Annotated in this window: 38 protein-coding genes; 2 read left to right on the top strand and 36 right to left on the bottom strand. The window is 56.7% G+C overall.

Translation table 11 applies throughout. The features are described from left to right. Positions 1-57: 57 nt before the first annotated feature. Genes ACODSJ_RS06065 through ACODSJ_RS06075 form a run of 3 tightly spaced genes read right to left on the bottom strand, consistent with a single transcriptional unit; the run spans position 58 to position 2,096 of the window. Positions 58-978: a pyridoxal-phosphate dependent enzyme gene (locus tag ACODSJ_RS06065; protein ID WP_489100873.1), complete on the bottom strand. Its 921-nt coding sequence runs from the start codon at positions 976-978 to the stop codon at positions 58-60. 44 nt (positions 979-1,022) lie between these two features. Next, on the bottom strand, positions 1,023-1,403 hold the full coding sequence (locus tag ACODSJ_RS06070) for a RidA family protein (RefSeq protein WP_489100874.1): 381 nt from the start codon (positions 1,401-1,403) through the stop codon (positions 1,023-1,025). A 3-nt stretch (positions 1,404-1,406) separates the two neighbouring features. After that, entirely contained in the window at positions 1,407-2,096 is a 690-nt protein-coding gene (locus tag ACODSJ_RS06075) for a helix-turn-helix transcriptional regulator (protein WP_489100875.1), read from the bottom strand. 182 nt (positions 2,097-2,278) lie between these two features. Here ACODSJ_RS06075 and rarD point away from each other — a divergent pair, with 182 nt between their 5' ends. Continuing rightward, positions 2,279-3,163, top strand: coding sequence for an EamA family transporter RarD (gene rarD / locus ACODSJ_RS06080; RefSeq protein ID WP_489100883.1), 885 nt, complete (start codon positions 2,279-2,281; stop codon positions 3,161-3,163). 87 nt (positions 3,164-3,250) lie between these two features. Here rarD and ACODSJ_RS06085 read toward each other — a convergent pair whose 3' ends face one another. After that, complete coding sequence (locus ACODSJ_RS06085) at positions 3,251-3,766, bottom strand: single-stranded DNA-binding protein (RefSeq protein ID WP_024778338.1); 516 nt, start codon at positions 3,764-3,766, stop codon at positions 3,251-3,253. A gap of 9 nt (positions 3,767-3,775) precedes the next feature. Beyond that, the gene (locus ACODSJ_RS06090; RefSeq protein WP_489100876.1) at positions 3,776-5,173 is read right to left on the bottom strand and encodes an MFS transporter; all 1,398 of its coding nucleotides are present in this window, start codon (positions 5,171-5,173) and stop codon (positions 3,776-3,778) included. A 178-nt stretch (positions 5,174-5,351) separates the two neighbouring features. On the opposite strand from ACODSJ_RS06090, the gene uvrA reads away from it, so the two are divergent. Continuing rightward, positions 5,352-8,186 (top strand): excinuclease ABC subunit UvrA, encoded by a 2,835-nt coding sequence (uvrA, locus tag ACODSJ_RS06095; protein ID WP_489100877.1) that lies wholly within the window; start codon positions 5,352-5,354, stop codon positions 8,184-8,186. Positions 8,187-8,282: 96 nt separating this feature from the next. Here the strand turns inward: uvrA and bfr are convergent, their stop codons facing one another. The 31 genes from bfr to ACODSJ_RS06250 form a co-directional block, all read right to left on the bottom strand. Further along, positions 8,283-8,747 carry a bacterioferritin gene (gene bfr, locus ACODSJ_RS06100; RefSeq protein ID WP_489100878.1) on the bottom strand — a complete coding sequence of 155 codons (465 nt, stop codon included), beginning with the start codon at positions 8,745-8,747 and terminating at the stop codon, positions 8,283-8,285. Between the two features lie 160 nt (positions 8,748-8,907). Continuing rightward, the gene (locus tag ACODSJ_RS06105) at positions 8,908-10,356 is read right to left on the bottom strand and encodes a catalase (RefSeq protein ID WP_489100879.1); all 1,449 of its coding nucleotides are present in this window, start codon (positions 10,354-10,356) and stop codon (positions 8,908-8,910) included. 222 nt (positions 10,357-10,578) lie between these two features. Continuing rightward, positions 10,579-10,965, bottom strand: coding sequence for a 50S ribosomal protein L17 (rplQ, locus tag ACODSJ_RS06110; protein WP_024778333.1), 387 nt, complete (start codon positions 10,963-10,965; stop codon positions 10,579-10,581). A 42-nt stretch (positions 10,966-11,007) separates the two neighbouring features. After that, positions 11,008-12,009 (bottom strand): DNA-directed RNA polymerase subunit alpha, encoded by a 1,002-nt coding sequence (locus ACODSJ_RS06115; protein WP_003186012.1) that lies wholly within the window; start codon positions 12,007-12,009, stop codon positions 11,008-11,010. 22 nt (positions 12,010-12,031) lie between these two features. Further along, positions 12,032-12,652, bottom strand: coding sequence for a 30S ribosomal protein S4 (gene rpsD / locus ACODSJ_RS06120; RefSeq protein WP_003176404.1), 621 nt, complete (start codon positions 12,650-12,652; stop codon positions 12,032-12,034). 18 nt (positions 12,653-12,670) lie between these two features. Continuing rightward, complete coding sequence (gene rpsK / locus ACODSJ_RS06125) at positions 12,671-13,060, bottom strand: 30S ribosomal protein S11 (RefSeq protein WP_002555466.1); 390 nt, start codon at positions 13,058-13,060, stop codon at positions 12,671-12,673. Positions 13,061-13,090: 30 nt separating this feature from the next. Next, entirely contained in the window at positions 13,091-13,447 is a 357-nt protein-coding gene (rpsM, locus tag ACODSJ_RS06130; RefSeq protein ID WP_003194635.1) for a 30S ribosomal protein S13, read from the bottom strand. Positions 13,448-13,577: 130 nt separating this feature from the next. Further along, a complete protein-coding gene (rpmJ, locus tag ACODSJ_RS06135; protein ID WP_002555468.1) occupies positions 13,578-13,694 on the bottom strand; it encodes a 50S ribosomal protein L36 in 117 nt (38 codons plus the stop codon). Positions 13,695-13,724: 30 nt separating this feature from the next. Further along, on the bottom strand, positions 13,725-15,053 hold the full coding sequence (gene secY / locus ACODSJ_RS06140; RefSeq protein WP_260958025.1) for a preprotein translocase subunit SecY: 1,329 nt from the start codon (positions 15,051-15,053) through the stop codon (positions 13,725-13,727). Further along, the gene (gene rplO, locus ACODSJ_RS06145; protein WP_003228720.1) at positions 15,054-15,491 is read right to left on the bottom strand and encodes a 50S ribosomal protein L15; all 438 of its coding nucleotides are present in this window, start codon (positions 15,489-15,491) and stop codon (positions 15,054-15,056) included. Positions 15,492-15,494: 3 nt separating this feature from the next. Then, a complete protein-coding gene (rpmD, locus tag ACODSJ_RS06150) occupies positions 15,495-15,671 on the bottom strand; it encodes a 50S ribosomal protein L30 (RefSeq protein WP_003186033.1) in 177 nt (58 codons plus the stop codon). 2 nt (positions 15,672-15,673) lie between these two features. After that, positions 15,674-16,174: a 30S ribosomal protein S5 gene (gene rpsE / locus ACODSJ_RS06155; RefSeq protein WP_003186035.1), complete on the bottom strand. Its 501-nt coding sequence runs from the start codon at positions 16,172-16,174 to the stop codon at positions 15,674-15,676. A 3-nt stretch (positions 16,175-16,177) separates the two neighbouring features. Further along, complete coding sequence (gene rplR, locus ACODSJ_RS06160; RefSeq protein WP_003186037.1) at positions 16,178-16,528, bottom strand: 50S ribosomal protein L18; 351 nt, start codon at positions 16,526-16,528, stop codon at positions 16,178-16,180. Between the two features lie 10 nt (positions 16,529-16,538). Continuing rightward, positions 16,539-17,072, bottom strand: a complete 534-nt coding sequence (gene rplF, locus ACODSJ_RS06165) for a 50S ribosomal protein L6 (protein ID WP_024077677.1) — start codon at positions 17,070-17,072, stop codon at positions 16,539-16,541. 12 nt (positions 17,073-17,084) lie between these two features. After that, positions 17,085-17,477 carry a 30S ribosomal protein S8 gene (gene rpsH, locus ACODSJ_RS06170; protein ID WP_017848802.1) on the bottom strand — a complete coding sequence of 131 codons (393 nt, stop codon included), beginning with the start codon at positions 17,475-17,477 and terminating at the stop codon, positions 17,085-17,087. Positions 17,478-17,687: 210 nt separating this feature from the next. Beyond that, positions 17,688-17,993, bottom strand: a complete 306-nt coding sequence (gene rpsN, locus ACODSJ_RS06175) for a 30S ribosomal protein S14 (protein WP_003186042.1) — start codon at positions 17,991-17,993, stop codon at positions 17,688-17,690. Positions 17,994-18,006: 13 nt separating this feature from the next. Beyond that, the gene (rplE, locus tag ACODSJ_RS06180) at positions 18,007-18,546 is read right to left on the bottom strand and encodes a 50S ribosomal protein L5 (protein ID WP_003186044.1); all 540 of its coding nucleotides are present in this window, start codon (positions 18,544-18,546) and stop codon (positions 18,007-18,009) included. Positions 18,547-18,566: 20 nt separating this feature from the next. Then, positions 18,567-18,881 carry a 50S ribosomal protein L24 gene (gene rplX, locus ACODSJ_RS06185; protein WP_003186046.1) on the bottom strand — a complete coding sequence of 105 codons (315 nt, stop codon included), beginning with the start codon at positions 18,879-18,881 and terminating at the stop codon, positions 18,567-18,569. A gap of 11 nt (positions 18,882-18,892) precedes the next feature. After that, positions 18,893-19,261: a 50S ribosomal protein L14 gene (gene rplN / locus ACODSJ_RS06190; protein WP_024778329.1), complete on the bottom strand. Its 369-nt coding sequence runs from the start codon at positions 19,259-19,261 to the stop codon at positions 18,893-18,895. Between the two features lie 23 nt (positions 19,262-19,284). Beyond that, complete coding sequence (gene rpsQ / locus ACODSJ_RS06195) at positions 19,285-19,551, bottom strand: 30S ribosomal protein S17 (protein ID WP_003194644.1); 267 nt, start codon at positions 19,549-19,551, stop codon at positions 19,285-19,287. A gap of 2 nt (positions 19,552-19,553) precedes the next feature. After that, entirely contained in the window at positions 19,554-19,745 is a 192-nt protein-coding gene (rpmC, locus tag ACODSJ_RS06200) for a 50S ribosomal protein L29 (RefSeq protein WP_002555481.1), read from the bottom strand. After that, entirely contained in the window at positions 19,745-20,158 is a 414-nt protein-coding gene (gene rplP, locus ACODSJ_RS06205) for a 50S ribosomal protein L16 (RefSeq protein ID WP_003186052.1), read from the bottom strand. The genes rpmC and rplP overlap by 1 nt, the downstream gene beginning before the upstream one ends. A gap of 12 nt (positions 20,159-20,170) precedes the next feature. Next, positions 20,171-20,857, bottom strand: coding sequence for a 30S ribosomal protein S3 (rpsC, locus tag ACODSJ_RS06210; RefSeq protein ID WP_260958011.1), 687 nt, complete (start codon positions 20,855-20,857; stop codon positions 20,171-20,173). Positions 20,858-20,870: 13 nt separating this feature from the next. Next, positions 20,871-21,203: a 50S ribosomal protein L22 gene (gene rplV / locus ACODSJ_RS06215; RefSeq protein WP_003103908.1), complete on the bottom strand. Its 333-nt coding sequence runs from the start codon at positions 21,201-21,203 to the stop codon at positions 20,871-20,873. Between the two features lie 11 nt (positions 21,204-21,214). Then, positions 21,215-21,490 carry a 30S ribosomal protein S19 gene (rpsS, locus tag ACODSJ_RS06220; protein ID WP_002555486.1) on the bottom strand — a complete coding sequence of 92 codons (276 nt, stop codon included), beginning with the start codon at positions 21,488-21,490 and terminating at the stop codon, positions 21,215-21,217. A 16-nt stretch (positions 21,491-21,506) separates the two neighbouring features. Continuing rightward, positions 21,507-22,331, bottom strand: a complete 825-nt coding sequence (gene rplB / locus ACODSJ_RS06225) for a 50S ribosomal protein L2 (protein WP_007955640.1) — start codon at positions 22,329-22,331, stop codon at positions 21,507-21,509. A 14-nt stretch (positions 22,332-22,345) separates the two neighbouring features. Continuing rightward, a complete protein-coding gene (gene rplW / locus ACODSJ_RS06230) occupies positions 22,346-22,645 on the bottom strand; it encodes a 50S ribosomal protein L23 (RefSeq protein WP_002555488.1) in 300 nt (99 codons plus the stop codon). After that, positions 22,642-23,244, bottom strand: a complete 603-nt coding sequence (gene rplD, locus ACODSJ_RS06235) for a 50S ribosomal protein L4 (RefSeq protein ID WP_003186057.1) — start codon at positions 23,242-23,244, stop codon at positions 22,642-22,644. The genes rplW and rplD overlap by 4 nt, the downstream gene beginning before the upstream one ends. 12 nt (positions 23,245-23,256) lie before the next feature. Then, positions 23,257-23,892, bottom strand: a complete 636-nt coding sequence (gene rplC / locus ACODSJ_RS06240; protein ID WP_003186059.1) for a 50S ribosomal protein L3 — start codon at positions 23,890-23,892, stop codon at positions 23,257-23,259. A gap of 80 nt (positions 23,893-23,972) precedes the next feature. After that, positions 23,973-24,284, bottom strand: coding sequence for a 30S ribosomal protein S10 (gene rpsJ, locus ACODSJ_RS06245; protein WP_003186070.1), 312 nt, complete (start codon positions 24,282-24,284; stop codon positions 23,973-23,975). 155 nt (positions 24,285-24,439) lie between these two features. Further along, positions 24,440-24,510, bottom strand: a 71-nt coding sequence (locus ACODSJ_RS06250; RefSeq protein ID WP_223146158.1) for an EF-Tu C-terminal domain-related protein, incomplete at its 5' end; no start/stop codon positions are given.

The raw sequence follows: 24,510 nt of genomic DNA on the forward strand, positions 1-24,510 counted from the left end.
AGGTCGCTGTCCTTGTGTGCTGGTCGAACCAAGCTCCGGAAGGCTGGCTTTAGTGCCTTAGCTTTCATACTTCGAGGACCACTGCTCAATCTGTTCCAAAGTGGCGGTTGCACCGCCACACACCACTACCAGCACATTCTGGTACTCGCCTAGCGAATGCTGGTCATAGGCCAAGGCCAAAGCCGCACCGCAAGCGGGCTCGACCAGTACGCGGTGATCAAACAAAAATTGCTTACAGGCGTTCAAAGCAGCCTGGTCCGTTACCACAACGCTCTGGATGCGGTGCTTTTGGCTGTACTGATAAGCCTGCTCGCAGACACGTTTGGCGCCCAATGACGTGGCTATCGAGCTGATGCGATCGAGCTCAACCAACTGGCCCGCTTCGATGGCGGCGTGGAAGGACGCGGCGCCTTCGGTTTCAACGGCAATGACCGGCACATCCTGCCAGCCGTTACGCAGCAACCCCTCGACAACGCCACAAAGCAGCCCACCTCCCCCGACTGAAAGCACGACAGCATCGGGCTTCTGACCGGCCTGTGCGACTTCATCAATCAAGGTCGCATGTCCGGTCCATAGCAACGGATCATCGAACGGGTGAACAAAGGCGTTGGTAGGTGATAGCAGGGTCAACGCCAGCTGGTTTGCCTCCTGCCAGGAACTGCCATGCACAATGACTTCAGCGCCTTCCAAACCGAGCAGTTCCTTGGCACGTTCAGTAGTCGTTTCAGGCACTACCACGGTAACGGGGACGCCCAGCTTGCGACCTGCGTACGCGACCGCCAAGCCCGCATTGCCTCCCGAGGAAGAAATAAAATGAGTAGCGCCGCGCTGGTGATGCATTTCACAGGCGTAGCCCACACCACGCAGCTTGAACGAGCCGCACGGTTGCAGCGCATCGAGCTTGAGCCAGACAGAACGTTTAGCCGTGGCCGACAAAGGACGGGATTCAATCAGCGGTGTATTGATATGAAGGGACATACAATTCTCTCAAACGTGGCCAGATCGGCGTTTTAGCGTGTGCCTCAGCCGCGATGCGCAGCGAGGGCCTGGACTTCAATTTCCACATCAAGATCAAACGCGAGCTTGGCGCTAACCACAGATCGCACGGGCAACCGATCGGCAAAATAGGCCGCGTAGGCTTGGTTGAAATCAGAGAAATGCTTCATATCCGATAGCCAGACAATGACCTTGAAAATGTTCTCCCGCGTCGAGCCCAGGGAGTCCAGCGTCTCGGAAATGCTGTCCATGATGACCCGCGTTTGGGCCTGTACGTCGCCCCGAATCGGCGTAGCGTCCGGGGTCATGGACACTTGGCCTGACAGGTAAAGAATGCCCCCGACCTCAACGGCTTTCGAAAACGGAAAAGGGAGGGAAGTCGGGTAGTGCTTGATGGCTGCGTTCATGGATCACCGGGCGGCCGAGGCGTTGCCCCGGATTTCGTCGAGGTAGTTGTAAACGGTAAAACGGGTCACGCCCAAGGCGGCAGCTGCTTTCTCGACACCGCCTTTCACAATGAAAAGCCCGCGCTCCTGCATCATGCGTACAGCCTCGACCTTGGCCTGCTTGTTCATTTTTCCTGAACCGACTCGCGTCACGGCGTCCTGGATGACCTGGGTCATCAATAGACCCATATCCGCAGGTTCAGCCGGTTGGTCGGTGTGGGCCCGAATCATCGGCTGCAGTTGCTCAAGAAACGCATGGGCGGCGCTAAGTCCGCTCAAGTCGGCGTTCACGCACAAGCTGGCAAAAGGATGACCGGTGCTGTCTCTGAACACAGCCGTCGCGCTTCGCAACGTTCGTCCATTGACGGTAGTGGGGTAATCACTAATGACCAGAGGATCAGTACCTTGCTGGTCTGCCGACGCCTGCATAACAGCCGCAAAACCGCGATCCTGCTCAGGTCCGCCCAACACTGGGCTTCCCACATGGCGACCGGACACGTGCCCGTTAGCGATGAACACCACTGATGCTGAAGGATTGTTCAGATCATGAAGCACGATTTCGGTGTTTCGGCCCACCACACTGGCCAAGGCGCCGATGGCGGCTTTCAGAACGGTAAAGACAAGCCGTTGCTCAGCTGTCGTGTCGAGAGGCATAGCGTAATCCAGATATAATTCACATTTTGTTGTAATCTACACAATATGTTTAATTTCGTGAAGTACTAGTGACGCATCCGGTTGGCGCAGAAGCGGGTCAGGGCCAAGCCGGGCGCACCGGAAAAACACGGACCGCGTATGACGTCATCATGGCGGATGTAATCAGAAATGAGGGGATGCGCTTGTTCAAAGGTGTTGTGTTATCTGTGTTGTCTTCCTGCTTTTTCGCCACTTTGTACTACTATGCGACCTTGCTGAAGCCCTTGGACGGTGAACAGATCTTTGGCTGGCGAGTGCTTTTAATGTGGCCGTGCATCACCGCTTTTTTGGTCGTCAGCGGAGAATGGCAGCATGTGCTTTCCGTTTGGCGCCGGGTCAAAAGCAAGCCTCAGCTGCTCGGTATGCTCTGCGCCAGTAGCGCACTGTTAGGCACCCAACAATGGCTATTTATGTGGGCTCCCCTGAACAGCGTGGGGCTTGAGGTCTCGCTGGGCTACTTCCTGCTACCGCTTGTCATGTTGTTGATAGGTAGGTGTTTCTATCAGGAACGGCTCACTATCATTCAAAAGCTGGCAGCATTCAGCGCTGCCGTAGGCGTAATCCATGAGATTTACCAAGTAGGAGGGATCTCTTGGGCAACGCTCCTAGTCGCACTCGGCTTTCCCCCCTACTTCGTGCTACGTAAAAAGTTGAACACGGCACACCTTGGCGGCCTGTGGTTCGACATTTTGCTCACGTTCCCAGTCGCGTTGTATTTCGCAACCGGTCATGGTTCAGTTGGTACGCTGTTCAACCACTTTCCCAAACTCTATCTCCTGTTACCTCTTCTCGCCGTAATCAGCGCGGCTGCATTCATGTCTTACACCGTCGCGAGCAAATTGCTGCCGTTCAGCTTGTTTGGTCTTCTTGGGTATGTCGAACCGGTGTTAATGGTTGCGGTGGCACTGACGCTTGGAGAACGAATCAGCGATGAGCAATGGCTCACGTATTTGCCGATTTGGATAGCCGTAGCTTTGCTAGCCTTGAACGGGGCGTTTTATCTTAAACGAGCTCGGTTGCTGACATAATGCTCACAATTATCTGTAAACAATAAAAAAGCGAAGCCAAATCAATGGCTTCGCTTCTAGTGTTTACAGCTTTGAAAAAGCTAGGTTTCAGAACGGAATATCGTCATCGAAGCTGTCGAAATCCGGAGCCGGTTGCGGCGCGGCCTGTTGTGGAGCCGGACGTTCACGTTGTGGCTGTGGCGCCGACTGTGGACGCGGGGCCTGTTGGCGCGGCGCAGACTGCTGGTAGTTATTGCCACCTTGCTGCTGGTCACCCTGTGGACGGCCGCCCAGCAATTGCATGGTGCCCTGCATGTCGACGACGATTTCGGTGGTGTAGCGCTTGATGCCGTCTTTTTCCCACTCGCGGGTCTGCAGCTTGCCTTCGATGTACACCTGCGAACCCTTGCGCAGGTATTCGCCGGCGATCTCGGCCACTTTGCCGAACATCGACACACGGTGCCACTCGGTCTTTTCGACCTTCTGGCCAGTCTGCTTGTCGGTCCACTGTTCACTGGTCGCCAGACTCAGGTTGGTCACGGCGTTGCCGTTCGGCAGGTAGCGAACTTCGGGATCCTGGCCGCAAGTACCGACCAATATGACTTTGTTAACCCCACGGGCCATAACGTTCTCCTAGGCTTCGCACGCCGTCGGGGCCGGGTTGTTCACCAGGCTCTCTAGCGTCGCGCGATCCAATAATTCGGTGTCCAGTTTGATATACACGGCCGCTTCGTCGGCGACCACCACTGCATCGGTTACTCCAACGACGGCCTTGAGGCGCTCGGTCAGGCCTGCTTCGCGGATGGCTTCGGGCGACAGCGGCAGGCGCAGGCTCGTCACATACGGAGGTTCGCGCATGGTAACAGCAAAGAGCAGCCAAAGTGCAGCCAGCGCGGCACATCCCAGGAACACAACCGACAAACCGCCATGCTGGAACAACCAGCCGCCGAGGATCCCACCCAACGCCGAGCCGAGGAACTGGCTGGTGGAATAGACCCCCATCGCCGTGCCCTTGCCGCCCGCCGGTGAAACCTTGCTGATCAGCGACGGCAGCGACGCCTCCAGGAGATTGAACGCGGTGAAGAACACCACCGTCCCGATCACCAGGGCGCGCAAGCTGTCGCCGAACTGCCAGAAGAATAGCTCAGTGAGCATCAACGTCGTGACGGCACCGAGCAAAACTCGTTTCATTTTGCGTCGCTTCTCGCCATAGATGATGAAAGGGATCATGGCGAAGAACGAGATCAGCAGCGCCGCCAGGTAGACCCACCAGTGCTGTTCCTTGGGCAAGCCGGCCTTCTCGACCAGTGCCAGCGGCAAGGCGACGAAACTCGACATCAACATGGCGTGAAGCACGAAGATGCCCAGGTCCAGGCGCAACAGGTCCGGATGCTTGAGCGTCGGGATCAACGCTTGGCGCGCCACGCCCGATTCGCGATGCTGCAACGGCCCGGTGGAGCGCGGCACCATGAGCGCGACGATCAGGATCCCCACCAACGCCATGCCGCCGGTCGCCAGGAACAGGCCAGACAAACCGAAGGCCCGGGTGAGCAAGGGGCCGACCACCATGGCGACGGCAAAGGACAGGCCGATGGTCATGCCGATCATGGCCATGGCCTTGGTCCGATGCTGTTCGCGGGTCAGGTCCGACAGCAGCGCCATGACCGCGGCAGAAATAGCCCCGGCACCTTGTAGGACGCGTCCGGCGATCACGCCCCAGATCGAGTCGGCCTGGGCCGCCAGCACACTGCCGAGGGCAAAGACGATCAGCCCCAGGTAAATGACCGGACGCCGGCCGATGCGGTCGGAAATGATCCCGAACGGGATCTGGAAAATCGCCTGGGTCAGGCCGTAGGCGCCAATCGCCAACCCGATCAGGGCCGGCGTCGCGCCAGCCAGGTCCATGCCATAGGTCGCCAGTACCGGCAACACCATGAACATGCCCAGCATGCGAAAGGCGAACACCAGGGCCAGACCGCTCGCTGCGCGTGTCTCGCCGCCACTCATGCGTTCGCTGTGGGGATCGTGCATGGAAAAACCTCGTGTGAACCGGCGGCGATTCTACCAGTCCCATCGATTGAGGGGGTATATCGCGACCGATTGCCGCGCAGTCTTCATGTATGGCTGAAAACTTACCCACAATAGTGTTCATCCATCCAGTATTTGCCCGTATACTCCTGTTTTTCGACGCCCGCCAAGCGAGGCCACTTTGGACAAGATCCTGATTCGTGGGGCCCGTACCCACAACCTGAAGAACATCGACCTGACCCTGCCCCGGGACAAGCTGATCGTCATCACCGGCCTGTCCGGATCCGGCAAATCATCCCTGGCCTTCGACACCCTGTACGCCGAAGGCCAGCGCCGCTATGTCGAGTCCCTGTCGGCCTACGCCCGGCAGTTCCTGTCGATGATGGAAAAACCCGATGTCGACACCATCGAAGGCCTGTCGCCAGCGATTTCCATCGAACAGAAGTCGACCTCCCACAACCCCCGGTCGACCGTCGGCACCATCACCGAAATCTACGACTATCTGCGCCTGCTGTATGCGCGAGTCGGCATCCCCCGCTGCCCCGACCACGATATCCCCCTGGAAGCCCAGACCGTCAGCCAGATGGTCGACCTGGTCCTGGCCCAGCCTGAAGGCAGCAAGCTGATGCTGCTGGCGCCCGTGGTCCGCGAGCGCAAGGGCGAACACCTGCTGGTCTTCGAAGAACTGCGCGCCCAGGGCTTCGTCCGCGCCCGGGTCAACGGCAAGCTCTGCGAACTCGACGAACTGCCGAAGCTGGATAAACAGAAGAAGCACTCGATCGATGTGGTGGTCGACCGTTTCAAGGTCCGGGCCGACCTGCAACAGCGGCTGGCCGAGTCTTTCGAGACGGCGCTGAAACTGGCCGACGGCATCGCCCTCGTCGCACCGATGGACGACGAGCCGGGCGAGGAGATCATCTTCTCCGCACGCTTCGCTTGCCCGGTCTGCGGCCACGCCATCAGCGAGCTGGAGCCCAAGCTGTTTTCCTTCAACAACCCGGCCGGCGCCTGCCCGACCTGTGACGGCCTGGGGGTCAAGCAGTTCTTCGACACCAAGCGCCTGGTCAATGGCGAGCTGACCCTTGCCGAAGGGGCGATCCGCGGCTGGGACAGGCGCAACGTCTATTACTTCCAGATGCTCGGTTCACTGGCCGCCCATTACAAGTTCAGCCTGGACCAGCCGTTCAACGAGCTGCCCGCCGACCAGCAGAAGTACATCCTGCACGGCAGCGGCGCGCAAAGCGTGGACTTCAAGTACCTCAACGACCGCGGCGATATCGTCAAGCGCTCCCACCCGTTCGAAGGCATCGTGCCGAACCTGGAGCGGCGTTATCGCGAGACCGAGTCGGCGAGCGTACGTGAAGAACTCGCCAAGTTCCTCAGCACCCAGCCCTGCCCCGATTGCCGTGGCACGCGCCTGCGCCGGGAAGCACGGCATGTGTGGGTCGGTGAAAAAACCCTGCCGGCGGTGACCAACCTGCCGATTGGCGATGCCACCGAATACTTCGACGGCTTGAAGCTGACCGGCCGTCGTGGCGAGATCGCCGACAAGATCCTCAAGGAAATCTGCGAACGCCTGCAATTCCTGGTGAACGTCGGCCTGGACTACCTGACCCTCGACCGCAGCGCAGACACCCTGTCCGGCGGCGAAGCCCAGCGCATCCGCCTGGCCAGCCAGATCGGCGCCGGCCTGGTGGGGGTGATGTACATCCTCGACGAACCGTCCATCGGCCTGCACCAGCGCGACAACGACCGGCTGCTCGGGACCCTCAAGCACCTGCGGGACATTGGCAACACCGTGATTGTGGTCGAGCACGACGAAGACGCGATTCGCCTGGCCGACTACGTGGTGGACATCGGTCCGGGCGCGGGCGTCCATGGCGGGCACATCGTCGCCCAGGGCACTGCGGCCGAGGTCATGGCGCACCCTGACTCGCTGACCGGCAAATACCTGTCGGGTCGGGTGAAGATCAAAGTCCCGGCCAAGCGTACCCCGCGCAACAAAAAGCTGTCGCTGACCCTCAAGGGAGCGCGTGGCAACAATTTGCGCAATGTGGACCTGGAAATCCCGATCGGCCTGCTGACCTGTGTCACTGGCGTATCGGGCTCAGGCAAGTCGACGCTGATCAACAACACCCTGTTCCCCCTCAGCGCCACCGCCCTGAACGGCGCCACGACCCTGGAAGCCGCCGCCCACGACAGCATCAAGGGCCTGGAGCACCTGGACAAAGTCGTCGACATCGACCAAAGCCCGATTGGCCGCACACCTCGCTCCAACCCGGCGACCTACACCGGACTGTTCACGCCGATCCGTGAGCTGTTCGCTGGCGTGCCGGAATCCCGCGCCCGTGGCTACGGCCCGGGGCGATTCTCCTTCAACGTCAAGGGTGGTCGCTGCGAGGCGTGCCAGGGCGATGGTCTGATCAAGGTAGAGATGCACTTCCTGCCGGACATCTATGTGCCCTGCGACGTATGCAAGAGCAAGCGCTACAACCGCGAAACCCTGGAGATCAAGTACAAGGGCAAGAACATCCACGAAACCCTCGAGATGACCATCGAGGAGGCCCGGGAGTTCTTCGACGCAGTGCCGGCGCTGGCGCGCAAGCTCCAGACGCTGATGGATGTCGGCCTGTCGTACATCAAGCTCGGGCAATCGGCGACAACGTTGTCGGGGGGTGAAGCGCAGCGGGTGAAACTGTCCCGCGAGCTGTCCAAGCGCGATACCGGAAAGACCCTGTACATCCTCGACGAGCCGACCACTGGCCTGCACTTCGCCGATATCCAGCAACTGCTCGACGTGCTGCATCGCCTGCGCGACCACGGCAACACCGTGGTGGTGATCGAGCACAACCTAGATGTGATCAAGACCGCGGACTGGCTGGTAGACCTGGGGCCGGAAGGCGGTTCCAAGGGTGGGCAGATCATTGCGGTGGGTACGCCCGAGCAAGTGGCCGAGATGAAGCAGTCCCACACGGGTTACTACCTCAAGCCGTTGCTGGAACGTGATCGGGACTGATTCCACCCGAGCATGAAAAAGCCCCTGTCATCTCATCGATGCCAGGGGCTTTTTGTTTTCCTGTGGGAGTGAGCTTGCTCGCCCCCAATGACTGCATCAGAACTGCGACTGCAGGTAGTTTTCCAAGCCGACCAACTTGATCAGGCCCAATTGCTTCTCGAGCCAGTAGGTATGATCTTCTTCAGTGTCGTTTAGCTGGACACGCAAAATTTCGCGGGTGACGTAGTCGTTGTGTTGCTCGCAAAGCTCGATGCCTTTGCACAGCGCAGCGCGGACTTTGTACTCCAGGCGCAGGTCGGCGGCGAGCATGTCCGGCACCGTGGTGCCCACGTCCAAGTCATCCGGACGCATGCGCGGCGTGCCTTCGAGCATCAGGATGCGACGCATCAGCGCATCGGCGTGTTGCGTCTCTTCTTCCATTTCATGATTGATACGCTCGTAGAGTTCGGTAAACCCCCAATCCTCGTACATCCGAGAGTGGATGAAATACTGATCACGGGCGGCCAACTCGCCAGCCAGCAGCGTGTTGAGGTAATCGATTACGTCTGGGTGACCTTGCATCGCCCTGCATCTCCACAAGCTTTGAAAGGTTCCTAGTTTGAACCAAGGAAACTGGAACGTCACGGATTCATCGCAACAAATGCGAAGAAAATCAGAGAAAACGAGCTGAAATAACGCAAAAAACCGCCCGGATGCGGGCGGTTCTGCTTCTCGTTTAGACTTAGTTAAGCTGTACACCCAATGCTTTGGCAATCCCTTCGCCGTAAGCGGCGTCCGCCTTCACGAAGTGCTGCAGTTGACGATCGACGACATCCGCCGAAACTCCAGCCATCGCACCGGCGATATTGCTGATCAGCAAGGCTTTCTGCTCATCACTCATCAAGCGGAACAACGCACCGGCATGGCTGTAGTAATCGGTGTCTTCCCGGTGATCGTAACGATCAGCCGCGCCCCCCAGGGCCAGCGCTGGCTCAGCGTAGTGCGGAGCCTGCTTCGGTGCCTCGACGTAGCTGTTAGGCTCATAGTTCGGGGCCGCCCCGCCATTGCTGCCGAACGCCATGGCGCCGTCACGCTGATAGGTGTTCACTGGGCTACGTGGCGCGTTCACCGGCAATTGCTGGTGATTGGTGCCCACACGGTAGCGGTGCGCATCCGCGTAGGCGAATACCCGACCTTGCAGCATGCGATCCGGCGAAAGCCCCACACCTGGCACCATGTTGCTCGGCCCGAACGCCGCTTGCTCGACCTCGGCGAAGTAGTTCAGCGGATTACGGTTGAGCTCCAGCTCACCGACCTCGATCAGCGGAAACTCTTTCTGCGACCAGGTCTTGGTCACGTCGAACGGATTTTCGTAGTGAGCAGCGGCCTGAGCCTCGGTCATGATCTGAATGCAGACACTCCATTTCGGGAAGTCGCCGCGCTCAATCGCGTTGAACAGATCGCGCTGGGCGTAATCCGGATCGGTCCCCGCCAGGCGGGCCGCTTCGGCGGGAGCGAGGTTCTTGATCCCTTGCTTGGTCTTGTAGTGCCACTTCACCCAATGACGCTCACCTTGGGCGTTGATCAGGCTATAGGTGTGACTGCCGAAACCGTGCATGTGACGGTAGCCATCCGGAATGCCGCGATCCGAAAACAGAATGGTGACTTGGTGCAATGCTTCTGGCGAATGCGACCAGAAGTCCCACATCGCTTGGGCACTTTTCAGGTTGCTTTGCGGCAAGCGTTTTTGGGTGTGGATAAAGTCCGGGAATTTCAACGGATCACGAATGAAGAACACTGGCGTGTTATTGCCAACGATGTCCCAGTTACCTTCCTCGGTGTAGAACTTCAGGGCAAAACCACGAGGATCGCGCTCGGTGTCGGCAGAACCACGCTCGCCACCTACGGTGGAAAAACGCAGGAACGTCGGCGTCTGCTTGCCGACGGCTTCGAACAACTTGGCACTGGTGTACTGGGTGATGTCCCGGGTAACAGTGAAGGTACCGTAGGCACCCGAACCCTTGGCATGGACGCGACGCTCGGGAATGTTCTCGCGATTGAAGTGAGCGAGCTTTTCGATGAGGTGGAAATCGTCGAGCAACAGCGGGCCACGGGGGCCGGCAGAGCGGGAGTTCTGGTTATCGGCGACAGGGGCGCCGCTGGCGGTCGTAAGCGTCTTGGTCTGGCTCATGCTCAATCTTCCTCGGTCGGTCTTCGAACTGCCGGCTAATCGGCTGGAAAGGAGTATTGATCATGTTAGTGACAGTATCCAAATTCATTAAATCATGGATGACGATAGTTATTATCTAATAAGTCAGCTTGGCACATAGCGAAGCCAGGCCAAACGCTGGCGCACTTTTCGAGCGGACACAAAAAACCGGGCACAAGGCCCGGTTTTTTGTTTATTGCCGTCTTACTCAGCGGATACAGCTTCACCGCCGGTAGCACGATCAACCAACTCGACGTACGCCATAGGCGCGTTGTCGCCAGCGCGGAAACCGCACTTGAGGATGCGCAGGTAGCCACCCTCACGGGTAGCGTAACGCTTGCCCAGGTCGTTGAAGAGCTTACCAACGATAGCTTTCGAACGAGTACGGTCGAAAGCCAGACGGCGGTTAGCCAGGCTGTCTGTCTTGGCCAGAGTGATCAGCGGCTCGGCAACGCGGCGCAGTTCTTTGGCTTTCGGCAGTGTAGTTTTGATCAGCTCGTGCTCGAACAGCGACACCGCCATGTTTTGGAACATGGCCTTGCGGTGCGAGCTGGTGCGGCTCAGGTGACGACCACTTTTACGATGACGCATGGTTCATTCCTTACCAAACACAACGTTCGGTGATTACGACGATCAGGCAGTCGCCTTGTCGTCCTTCTTAAGACTTGCAGGCGGCCAGTTGTCGAGGCGCATGCCGAGGGACAGACCGCGGGAGGCCAGAACGTCCTTGATTTCAGTCAAGGATTTCTTGCCCAGGTTCGGAGTCTTCAACAGCTCTACTTCGGTACGCTGAATCAGGTCGCCGATGTAGTAGATGTTTTCCGCCTTAAGGCAGTTGGCCGAACGTACAGTCAGTTCCAGATCGTCAACCGGGCGAAGCAGGATCGGATCGATCTCGTCTTCCTGCTCGACAACCACTGGCTCACTGTCACCCTTGAGGTCGACGAACGCAGCCAACTGCTGTTGCAGGATGGTTGCAGCGCGGCGAATGGCCTCTTCAGGATCCAGGGTACCATTGGTTTCCAGATCAATAACCAGCTTGTCCAGGTTGGTACGCTGTTCGACACGGGCGTTTTCCACCACGTATGCAATACGGCGAACCGGGCTGAACGAAGAGTCGAGCTGCAAGCGACCGATGCTACGGCTTTCGTCTTCATCGCTCTGACGCGAGTCGGCTGGTTCATAACCACGACCACGAGCTACGGTGAGCTTCATGTTCAGGGCGCCGTTGGACGCCAGGTTAGCGATTACGTGATCGGGATTAACGATCTCGACATCATGATCCAGCTGAATATCGGCAGCGGTAACCACCCCCGAACCCTTCTTCGACAAGGTCAGCGTAACTTCGTCACGACCGTGCAGCTTGATAGCCAGACCTTTAAGGTTCAACAGGATTTCAATGACGTCTTCCTGTACACCTTCGATGGCGCTGTACTCGTGGAGCACACCGTCAATCTCGGCCTCGACTACTGCACAGCCGGGCATTGAGGACAACAGGATGCGGCGCAGCGCGTTGCCCAGGGTATGGCCGAAACCACGCTCGAGAGGCTCGAGAGTGATCTTGGCGCGGGTTGGACTGACAACCTGCACATCAATATGGCGGGGTGTCAGGAACTCATTTACCGAAATCTGCATGGATGCACCTATTTTCTAGCCCTTACTTGGAGTAGAGCTCGACAATCAGGCTTTCGTTGATGTCGGCGGACAGATCACTGCGAGCAGGAACGTTCTTGAAAACGCCCGACTTCTTCTCAGTGTCTACTTCTACCCATTCTACGCGGCCACGTTGGGCACACAGATCGAGAGCTTGGACAATGCGAAGTTGGTTTTTTGCCTTCTCGCGAACAGCAACCACGTCACCAGCACGAACCTGGTAGGACGGAACGTTTACGGTCTGACCGTTAACGCTGATCGACTTGTGCGATACCAGCTGACGGGATTCGGCACGAGTAGAACCGAAGCCCATACGGTATACAACGTTGTCCAGACGGCATTCGAGCAGTTGCAACAGGTTTTCGCCGGTTGCACCTTTCTTGCCAGCAGCTTCTTTGTAGTAGCCGCTGAACTGACGCTCAAGAACGCCGTAGATACGACGGACCTTCTGCTTTTCACGCAGTTGGGTACCGTAGTCGGACTGGCGACCGCGGCGCTGACCGTGGATACCAGGTGCTGCTTCAATGTTGCACTTCGATTCGATCGCGCGCACGCCGCTCTTCAGGAAGAGATCGGTGCCTTCGCGACGAGCGAGTTTGCATTTTGGACCAATGTAACGAGCCATTCTTTACAATCTCCTGGATTACACGCGGCGCTTCTTCGGCGGACGGCACCCGTTGTGCGGGATTGGCGTCACGTCGGTGATGCTGGCGATCTTGTAGCCACAGCCGTTCAAAGCGCGGACTGCGGATTCACGACCTGGACCTGGGCCCTTGACGTTAACGTCGAGGTTTTTCAGGCCATATTCCAGCGCAGCTTGACCAGCACGCTCAGCAGCTACTTGAGCAGCGAACGGGGTGGACTTGCGGGAACCGCGGAAACCCGAACCACCGGAGGTAGCCCAGGAAAGAGCGTTACCTTGACGGTCGGTAATGGTCACGATGGTGTTGTTAAAAGAAGCATGGATGTGGGCGATGCCATCAACCACTGTCTTTTTAACTTTTTTACGAGGACGAGCAGCAGGTTTTGCCATGATTAAATTCCTGTCGATTCGCTGGGGCGATTACTTGCGGATCGGCTTACGCGGACCTTTACGGGTACGCGCGTTGGTCTTGGTACGCTGACCGCGTACTGGCAGACCACGACGATGACGCAGACCGCGATAGCAACCGAGGTCCATCAAGCGCTTGATTTTCATGTTGATTTCGCGACGCAGGTCACCTTCAGTGGTGAACTTCGCCACTTCGCCACGCAGCTGTTCAATCTGCTCGTCGCTCAGATCTTTGATCTTTGCAGCTGGGTTGACCCCAGCCACTGCACAAATTTTCTGCGCAGTAGTGCGACCAACACCATAGATGTAGGTCAGCGAGATAACAGTATGCTTGTTATCTGGAATGTTGACGCCTGCAATACGGGCCATTCAGTGGGACTCCAATTGACAGCTACCTACGCCCCGGAAGCCAAGAAATAGGGCGCGAGATAATATCGCTGTAATAACAAATAATCAACCCGGCAGCGCACTAGCTGCCGGGCTTAAAGCACAATCACACTCAGCCTTGGCGCTGTTTGTGACGCGGTTCCGCGCTGCAAATTACCCGAACAACACCTTCGCGGCGAATAATCTTGCAGTTACGGCACAGCTTTTTCACCGATGCACGAACTTTCATCACCAACTCCTCGAACCTTATGGATGCTACTCAGCGCAACATGCCGCTGCCGTAGCCCTTCAGGTTGGCTTTCTTCATCAGGGATTCGTACTGGTGCGAAACGAGGTGCGATTGTACTTGGGACATAAAGTCCATCACAACCACGACCACGATCAGCAACGAGGTCCCGCCAAGGTAGAACGGTACGTTTGCCGCCACCACCAGGAACTGGGGCAACAGACAGACGGCCGTCATGTAAAGAGCACCGAACATGGTCAAACGAGTCAGAACGCCATCAATGTAGCGCGCAGACTGCTCACCTGGACGGATACCCGGAATAAAGGCACCGGACTTCTTCAGGTTTTCCGCTACGTCTTTCGGATTGAACATCAACGCCGTATAGAAGAAGCAGAAGAAAATAATCCCTGCACTAAACAGCAGAATATTCAATGGCTGACCAGGAGCGATCGACTGCGAGATGTCCTGCAACCAGCCCATACCTTCAGACTGGCCGAACCAGGCACCCAACGAAGCCGGGAACAGCAGGATGCTGCTCGCGAAAATAGCCGGGATAACGCCGGCCATGTTCACCTTCAACGGCAAGTGGCTGGTCTGCGCAGCAAATACCTTGCGGCCCTGCTGACGCTTGGCGTAGTGAACAGCAATACGACGCTGACCACGCTCAATGAACACCACGAAACCGATAATCGCTACTGCCAGCAGACCGATGGCAACCAGGGCAAAAATGTTGATATCACCCTGACGCGCAGACTCGAAAGACTGCCCGATCGCTCTCGGAAGACCGGCGACGATACCTGCGAAGATCAACATCGAGATACCGTTGCCAACACCACGCTCAGTAATCTGCTCACCCAGCCACATCATGAACATCGCGCCAGCCACGAACGTGGTTACCGCGACGAAATAAAAGCTGAAGTCAGCAGTGAACGAAACGCCCTGCCCCGCCAGGCCAATGGACATGCCAATGGCTTGAACGAGAGCGAGGACGACAGTGCCGTAGCGGGTGTACTGGCTGATCTTGCGACGGCCAGCTTCACCTTCCTTCTTCAACTGCTCCAGCTGCGGACTGACAGCGGACATCAGCTGCATGATGATCGATGCCGAGATGTACGGCATGATCCCCAATGCAAAGATGCTCATCCGCTCCAGCGCGCCGCCGGAAAACATGTTGAACAAGCTAAGAATGGTCCCCTCATTCTGTCGAAACAGGTCCGCGAGTCGGTCCGGGTTGATACCTGGAACCGGGATGTGTGCGCCTATTCGGTAGACGATAATCGCCAGGAACAGAAAACGCAGACGAGCCCAGAGTTCAGACATACCGCCTTTGCCGAGCGCAGAGAGAGCACCTTGCTTAGCCATTTATTCCTCGAACTTGCCGCCAGCTGCTTCGATAGCCGCACGCGCACCTTTGGTGGCGCCGATTCCCTTTCCGATGGTGACAGCGCGAGTCACTTCGCCGGACAGCATGATTTTCACACGCTGTACGTTGACGTTGATCACGTTGGCATCTTTCAAGGACTGCACGGTGACGATGTCGCCTTCCACTTTGGCCAGCTCGGACAGACGCACTTCTGCGCGGTCCATGGCTTTCAGGGAAACGAAACCGAATTTCGGCAGGCGACGATGCAGCGGCTGTTGACCGCCTTCAAAGCCTGGAGCGATGGTGCCACCGGAGCGGGAGGTCTGACCTTTGTGACCACGGCCACCAGTCTTGCCCAAACCACTACCGATACCACGGCCCGGACGATGCTTTTCGCGACGGGAACCCGGCGCTGGACTCAGATCATTGAGTTTCATCGATTAACCCTCGACACGCAGCATGTAGTAAGCCTTGTTGATCATCCCGCGGTTCTCGGGAGTATCCAGGACTTCTACAGTGTGACCGATGCGACGCAGACCCAGACCCTTAACGCACAGTTTGTGGTTAGGGATGCGGCCGGTCATGCTTTTGATCAGCGTAACTTTTACGGTAGCCATGATCAGAAGATCTCCTTGACGCTTTTGCCACGCTTGGCGGCAATGGATTCAGGAGACTGCATTGCTTTCAAACCCTTGAAAGTGGCGTGAACCACGTTTACTGGGTTAGTCGAGCCGTAGCACTTGGCCAGAACGTTCTGAACGCCAGCAACTTCGAGGACAGCACGCATAGCGCCGCCAGCGATGATACCGGTACCTTCAGAAGCAGGCTGCATGTACACCTTCGAAGCGCCATGGGCAGACTTCATTGCGTACTGCAGGGTGGTGCCGTTCAGATCAACCTGGATCATGTTGCGGCGAGCAGCTTCCATTGCCTTCTGGATCGCAGCAGGCACTTCACGCGACTTGCCACGGCCGAAGCCAACACGGCCTTTACCATCACCTACCACGGTCAACGCGGTGAAAGTGAAGATACGGCCGCCTTTTACGGTTTTGGCTACGCGGTTAACTTGAACCAGCTTCTCGATGTAGCCTTCGTCGCGCTTTTGGTCGTTATTTGACATAACTTAGAACTCCAGCCCAGCTTCACGAGCAGCATCAGCCAGCGCCTTGACGCGGCCGTGGTACTTGAAGCCAGAGCGGTCGAAAGCCACCTGCGAGACGCCAGCGGCTTTAGCACGCGTAGCGACCAGCTGGCCAACCTTAGTGGCCGCGTCGATGTTGCCAGTGGCGCCATCACGCAGTTCTTTATCCAAAGTCGAGGCACTTGCCAGGACCTTGTTGCCGTCGGCCGAAATGACCTGGGCGTAGATGTGCTGCGAAGAGCGGAACACGCAGAGACGCACGACTTCGAGTTCGTGCATTTTCAGGCGTGCTTTGCGAGCGCGACGCAGTCGAGTAACTTTTTTGTCGGTCATTTGCTATGCCCTACTTCTTCTTGGCTTCTTTACGACGGACGACTTCGTCCGCGTAGCGCACACCTTTGCCTTTGTACGGCTCTGGTGGACGGAAGTCGCGGATCTCGGCGGCCACTTGACCTACCAGCTGCTTGTCGATGCCCTTGATCAGGATATCGGTCTGGCTAGGAGTCTCAGCGGTGATGCCTTCCGGCAGTTCGTAATCCACTGGGTGCGAGAAGCCAAGAGCCAGGTTCAGAACCGAGCCTTTTGCTTGCGCTTTGTAACCAACACCGACCAGCTGGAGCTTGCGCTCGAAGCCTTGGCTTACGCCTTGGACCATGTTGTTTACCAACGCACGAGTGGTACCAGCCATTGCGCGAGTCTGCTGATCGCCATTGCGAGCAGCAAAACGCAGCTCACCGGCTTCTTCAACGATCTCAACGGACGAATGGATGTTCAGTTCAAGAGTACCCTTGGCACCCTTCACCGAAAGCTGTTGGCCTGCGAATTTGACTTCGACACCGGCTGGCAGCTTAACGGGGTTCTTAGCGACGCGAGACATGCTTATCCCCCCTTAGAACACAGTGCAAAGAACTTCGCCGCCGACACCGGCAGCGCGCGCAGCACGATCAGTCATCACACCCTTGTTGGTGGAGACGATAGACACGCCCAGACCGCCGCGAACTTTCGGCAGATCCTCGACGGACTTGTACTGACGCAGGCCTGGACGGCTAACGCGCTTCACTTCCTCGATGACCGGACGGCCTTCGAAGTACTTCAGCTCGATGGACAGCAGTGGCTTGATTTCGCTGCTGATCTGATAACCCGCAATGTAACCTTCGTCCTTCAGGACTTTGGCAACAGCTACCTTCAAAGTAGAAGATGGCATGCTTACGACGGACTTTTCAGCCATCTGGGCATTACGGATACGAGTTAGCATGTCCGCTAACGGGTCCTGCATACTCATGGGCTAGACGCTCCTAATACACAAAAAATTAGCCTTTCGGCTAGTACGTGTCGCCGAGTGCATCCGCGCAATAAAAACACGGGCTCAGGCGAGCCGGGTATTCTAGACACACCCCAGAAATGAATCAAGCCCCAAAAGGGGCTTGATCCAGATTCAAGGCTACCGGTGGTCAGGATCCGAAGAACCTGACCACCAGTGCTTTGACGGTGCTTACCAGCTGGCTTTAACCAGACCTGGAACGTCACCACGCATAGCAGCTTGACGCAGCATGTTACGGCCCAGGCCGAACTTGCGGTACACGCCGTGCGGACGACCAGTCAGGCGGCAGCGGTTACGCATGCGCGAAGCGCTTGCGTCACGTGGCTGCTTTTGCAGTGCTACGGTAGCTTCCCAACGCGCTTCTGGACTTGCGTTCAGATCGACGATGATTGCTTTCAGCGCTGCACGCTTGGTGGCGTACTTGGCAACGGTGAGCTGACGCTTCAGCTCACGGTTTTTCATGCTCTTCTTGGCCATTTTCCTACTCCAATCAGTTGCGGAACGGGAATTTGAAAGCACGCAGCAGTGCGCGACCTTCGTCATCCGTCCGAGCAGTGGTGGTCAGGGTAATGTCCAGACCGCGGAGAGCGTCGATCTTGTCGTAATCGATTTCCGGGAAAATGATCTGCTCTTTAACGCCCATGCTGTAGTTGCCACGACCGTCGAAGGACTTGGCATTCAGGCCGCGGAAGTCGCGAACCCGAGGCAGGGAGATCGACAGCAGACGATCCAGGAACTCGTACATACGCTCACGGCGCAGGGTCACTTTGACGCCGATCGGCCAACCTTCACGGACTTTAAAGCCAGCGATGGATTTCCGAGCGTAAGTCACAACGACTTTCTGACCGGTGATCTTTTCCAGGTCAGCAACAGCGTGCTCGATGACTTTTTTGTCGCCGATCGCTTCGCCCAGACCCATGTTCAGGGTGATTTTGGTAACGCGCGGAACTTCCATCACGTTCGAAAGCTTAAGTTCTTCCTTAAGTTTCGGTGCGATTTCCTTCCGGTAAATCTCTTTTAGTCGTGCCATGGTCTTCTACCTAGCAGTGTTCAAGCATCAACCGCTTTTTGGGTCGACTTGAAGACACGAATTTTCTTACCGTCTTCTACTTTGAAACCAACGCGGTCAGCCTTGTTGGTTTCGCCGTTGAAAATGGCGACGTTGGAAGCGTGCAGTGGCGCTTCTTTCTCGACGATACCGCCCTGTACGCCCGACATCGGGTTAGGCTTGGTATGACGCTTGACCAGGTTCAGACCACCAACAACCAGACGGTTGTCAGCAAGAACCTTCAGCACCTTACCGCGCTTACCTTTGTCTTTGCCGGCGATCACGATGATCTCGTCGTCACGACGAATCTTTTGCATGTCGGATCTCCTTACAGCACTTCTGGGGCGAGCGAGACGATCTTCATGAACTTCTCAGTACGAAGTTCACGGGTCACTGGCCCAAAGATACGGGTGCCGATTGGCTCTTGCTTGTTGTTCAACAGAACAGCAGCGTTGCCATCAAAGCGGATGATGGAGCCGTCAGCACGACGGACGCCATGGCGAGTGCGGACTACGACAGCAGTCATCACTTGGCCTTTTTTCACCTTACCGCGAGGAATTGCTTCCTTGACGGTAACTTTGATGATGTCACCAATTGCAGCGTAACGACGATGGGAGCCACCCAGCACCTTGATGCACATAACGCGGCGAGCGCCGCTGTTATCGGCCACATCGAGCATGGATTGAGTCTGAATCATATAATTTCTCCGACCCCTAGCCCTTAGACTTCCACAGCGCGTTCGAGAACATCAACCAGCGCCCAAGACTTGGTCTTGGCCATCGGACGAGTTTCACGAATAGTGACCTTGTCGCCGATGTGGCACTGATTGGTTTCGTCGTGCGCGTGCAGCTTAGTCGAACGCTTAACGTATTTACCGTAGATCGGGTGCTTAACGCGACGCTCGATCAGAACGGTGATGGTTTTGTCCATCTTGTCGCTGACAACACGGCCAGTCAGCGTACGGACAGTTTTTTCGGCTTCAGCCATGATCACTTACCTGCCTGCTGGTTGAGCACAGTTTTCACGCGAGCAATGTCACGCTTAACTTGCGAGAGCAGATGGGACTGCCCCAACTGGCCAGTTGCTTTCTGCATACGCAGATTGAACTGGTCGCGCAGCAGGCCGAGCAGTTGCTCGTTCAGCTGCTGTGCTGATTTTTCACGAAGTTCATTCGCTTTCATCACATCACCGTCCGTTTAACAAAGGAGGTGGCGAGCGGCAGCTTTGCAGCAGCCAGGGCGAAAGCCTCACGCGCCAGCTCTTCAGAAACACCCTCGATCTCGTACAGGACTTTGCCTGGCTGGATCTGGGCAACCCAGTACTCCACGTTACCCTTACCTTTACCCATCCGAACTTCGAGTGGCTTTTTGGTGACAGGCTTGTCCGGGAATACACGGATCCAGATCTTGCCGCCACGTTTTACGTGACGGGTCAGAGCACGACGCGCTGACTCGATCTGACGAGCGGTGAGACGACCACGAGCAACAGACTTCAGCGCGAACTCGCCGAAGCTGACTTTGCTACCGCGCAGTGCCAGACCACGGTTGTGGCCGGTCATCTGCTTGCGGAACTTCGTACGCTTTGGTTGCAACATTTGGCGTACCCCTTACTTAGCAGCTTTTTTACGAGGCGCTGGCGCTTGCGGCTTCAGCTCTTCTTGGCGACCACCAATTACTTCGCCTTTGAAGATCCAAACCTTCACACCGATCACACCGTAGGTGGTGTGAGCTTCGTAGTTGGCATAGTCGATGTCGGCACGCAGGGTGTGCAGTGGCACACGACCTTCGCGATACCATTCAGTACGTGCGATTTCAGCACCGCCGAGACGACCGCTCACTTGGATTTTGATGCCTTTGGCACCAATGCGCATTGCGTTCTGTACGGCGCGCTTCATAGCACGACGGAACATGACGCGGCGCTCCAGCTGCTGAGCTACGCTCTGCGCAACCAGCATACCGTCGAGTTCCGGCTTGCGGATCTCTTCGATATTGATGTGCACAGGCACACCCATTTGCTTGGTCAGGTCCTGACGCAGCTTCTCAACATCTTCACCTTTCTTCCCGATAACGATACCTGGACGAGCGGTGTGGATGGTGATGCGTGCAGTCTGAGCCGGACGATGAATGTCGATACGGCTTACGGACGCGCTTTTTAGTTTGTCTTGGAGATACTCACGCACTTTCAGATCAGCGAACAAGTAGTCCGCATAAGTCCGACCGTCTGCGTACCAGACGGAGTTGTGCTCCTTGACGATTCCCAGGCGAATGCCAATGGGATGTACTTTCTGACCCATCTCTTCGACTCCGTTACTTGTCAGCAACCTTGACAGTGATATGGCAAGACCGCTTGACGATGCGATCAGCACGGCCTTTGGCACGTGGCATGATGCGCTTCAGCGAACGCCCTTCGTTGACGAAAACGGTGCTGACCTTCAGGTCATCAACGTCTGCGCCTTCGTTATGCTCGGCGTTGGCTACGGCCGACTCCAGCACTTTTTTCATGATCTCGGCGGCTTTCTTACTGCTGAAAGCCAACAGGTTGAGCGCTTCGCCCACCTTCTTCCCGCGGATCTGGTCGGCGACCAAGCGGGCTTTCTGGGCGGAGATTCGAGCGCCCGACAACTTAGCGGCTACTTCCATTTCCTTACCCCTTAACGCTTGGCTTTCTTGTCAGCCACGTGCCCACGGTATGTGCGGGTACCGGCGAACTCGCCCAGTTTGTGGCCGACCATGTCTTCGTTCACGAGAACTGGGACGTGCTGACGACCGTTGTGTACTGCGATGGTCAGACCGACCATTTGTGGCAGGATCATCGAACGACGCGACCAGGTCTTAACTGGTTTGCGATCGTTCTTTTCCGCCGCCACTTCGATCTTCTTCAGTAGGTGAAGATCAATAAAAGGACCTTTTTTCAGAGAACGTGGCACTGTCGTATCCCTCTATTTACTTGCGACGACGGACGATCATTTTGTCGGTACGCTTATTACCACGAGTCTTCGCGCCCTTAGTCGGGAAGCCCCATGGCGATACCGGATGACGACCACCAGAGGTACGACCTTCACCACCACCATGTGGGTGGTCAACCGGGTTCATGGCAACACCACGAACGGTTGGGCGAACGCCACGCCAGCGTTTGGCACCAGCTTTACCCAGCGAACGCAGGCTGTGCTCGGAGTTCGAGACTTCGCCCAGGGTCGCACGGCACTCAGCCAGGACTTTACGCATTTCACCGGAACGCAGACGCAGGGTAACGTACACGCCTTCACGAGCGATCAGCTGAGCCGAAGCACCAGCGGAACGAGCGATCTGTGCGCCTTTACCTGGCTTCAGTTCGATGCCGTGTACGGTAGAACCGACTGGAATGTTGCGCAGCTGCAGAGCGTTGCCTGGCTTGATTGGAGCCAGAGCGCCTGCGATCAGCGTGTCGCCAGCACTCACGCCTTTAGGGGCGATGATGTAGCGACGCTCGCCGTCTGCGTAGCAGAGCAGTGCGATGTGAGCAGTACGGTTTGGATCGTATTCGATACGCTCGACAGTGGCGACGATGCCATCTTTGTCGTTGCGACGGAAATCGACCATACGGTAATGCTGCTTATGACCACCACCGATGTGACGAGTGGTAATACGGCCATTGTTGTTACGACCACCAGACTTCGATTTTTTCTCGAGCAGCGGTGCGTGAGGAGCGCCTTTATGCAGCTCCTGGTTGACCACCTTGACCACAAAACGGCGGCCAGGGGAAGTCGGTTTGCATTTAACGATTGCCATGATGCACCCCTTCCTTACTCAGCACTGCTGCTGAAATCGAGATCTTGGCCTGGCTGAAGGGAGATAACTGCCTTCTTCCAGTCATTACGCTTGCCCAGACCGCGAGCAGTGCGCTTGCTTTTACCCAGAACGTTCAGGGTAGTCACGCGCTCTACTTTCACGCTGAACAGGCTTTCGACGGCCTTCTTGATTTCCAGCTTGGTTGCGTCGGTAGCAACCTTGAAAACGAACTGGCCTTTCTTGTCTGCCAGAACCGTAGCCTTCTCGGAAACGTGCGGGCCAAGCAGAACTTTAAATACGCGTTCCTGGTTCATCCCAGCAGCTCCTCGAATTTCTTCACGGCCGACACGGTGATCAACACCTTGTCGTATGCGATCAGACTGACCGGATCGGAACCTTGCACATCACGAACATCGACGTGTGGCAGGTTGCGAGCAGCCAGGTACAGGTTCTGATCAACAGCGTCAGACACGATCAGGACGTCAGTCAGGCCCATGCCGTTCAGCTTGTTCAGCAGATCTTTGGTTTTCGGTGCTTCAACAGCGAAGTCCTGAACCACGACCAGACGATCAGTACGCACCAGCTCAGCAAGGATGGAACGCATTGCTGCGCGATACATCTTCTTGTTCAGCTTTTGGGAGTGATCCTGAGGACGAGCTGCGAAAGTGGTACCGCCGCCACGCCAGATTGGGCTACGGATAGTACCGGCACGAGCACGGCCAGTACCTTTCTGACGCCATGGGCGCTTGCCGCCACCGGAAACGTCGGAACGGGTCTTTTGCTGCTTGCTACCTTGACGGCCGCCAGCCATGTAGGCCACGACTGCTTGGTGAACCAGCGTCTCGTTGAATTCGCCGCCAAATGTCAGTTCGGAAACTTCGATCGCTTGAGCGTCATTTACATTTAATTGCATGTCAGCTTCCCCTTAACCGCGAGCCTTGGCTGCTGGACGTACAACCAAGTTGCCGCCAGTAGCGCCAGGAACAGCGCCCTTGACCAACAACAGATTGCGTTCAGCGTCCACGCGCACTACTTCGAGGGACTGCACGGTCACGCGCTCGGCGCCCATATGACCGGACATTTTCTTGCCCTTGAATACACGACCAGGAGTCTGGCACTGGCCGATAGAGCCTGGAACGCGGTGGGATACGGAGTTACCGTGGGTGTTATCTTGCCCGCGGAAGTTCCAACGCTTGATCGTACCCTGGAAGCCTTTACCCTTGGACTGACCGGTTACATCAACCAGTTGACCAGCAGCGAAGATTTCAGCGTTGATCAGATCGCCGGCCTGGTACTCGCCTTCTTCAAGGCGGAATTCCATTACGGTACGACCAGCGGCAACGTTCGCCTTGGCGAAGTGGCCAGCTTGAGCAGCTGTTACACGCGAAGCGCGACGCTCGCCGACAGTGACTTGCACTGCACGATAGCCATCGGTTTCTTCAGTTTTGAACTGGGTGACGCGATTCGGCTCGATCTCAATGACCGTGACCGGAATGGAGACACCTTCTTCGGTGAAAATACGGGTCATACCGCATTTACGACCGACTACACCAATAGTCATGTTGTAAACCTCATGAGTGTACGGGGCTTTCACCCGCTATGGCCGCCCATTTCAGAGCGTTACACGACTAAGACCGAGTCTTAGCCGAGGCTGATCTGCACTTCCACACCGGCCGCAAGATCAAGCTTCATAAGTGCATCAACGGTTTTATCCGTTGGCTGGACGATGTCCAGAACGCGCTTATGAGTACGGATCTCGTACTGGTCACGCGCGTCTTTGTTGACGTGCGGGGAGACCAGAACGGTGAACCGCTCTTTACGGGTAGGCAGTGGAATTGGACCACGCACTTGAGCACCAGTACGTTTCGCGGTTTCCACGATTTCCTGGGTGGATTGGTCGATCAGGCGATGGTCAAAAGCCTTCAACCTGATACGGATTTGCTGATTTTGCATTGGATTTCAGACTCCGGCTGCTATTCCCACCGGGCGCAATACGCCCGTTAAAAGGAGGCGCAATTCTATAGACGCCCCAGATAGGTGTCAACCCAATAAAAAAGCCCCCGCTAAGCGGGGGCTTCTTCAATCATCGAGCAGACTCTGTAAGAGACTTATTCGATAACCTTGGCTACGACGCCGGCGCCGACGGTACGACCGCCTTCACGGATAGCGAAACGCAGAC

The sequence above is a fragment of the Pseudomonas sp. FG6 genome (genome assembly GCF_057809015.1).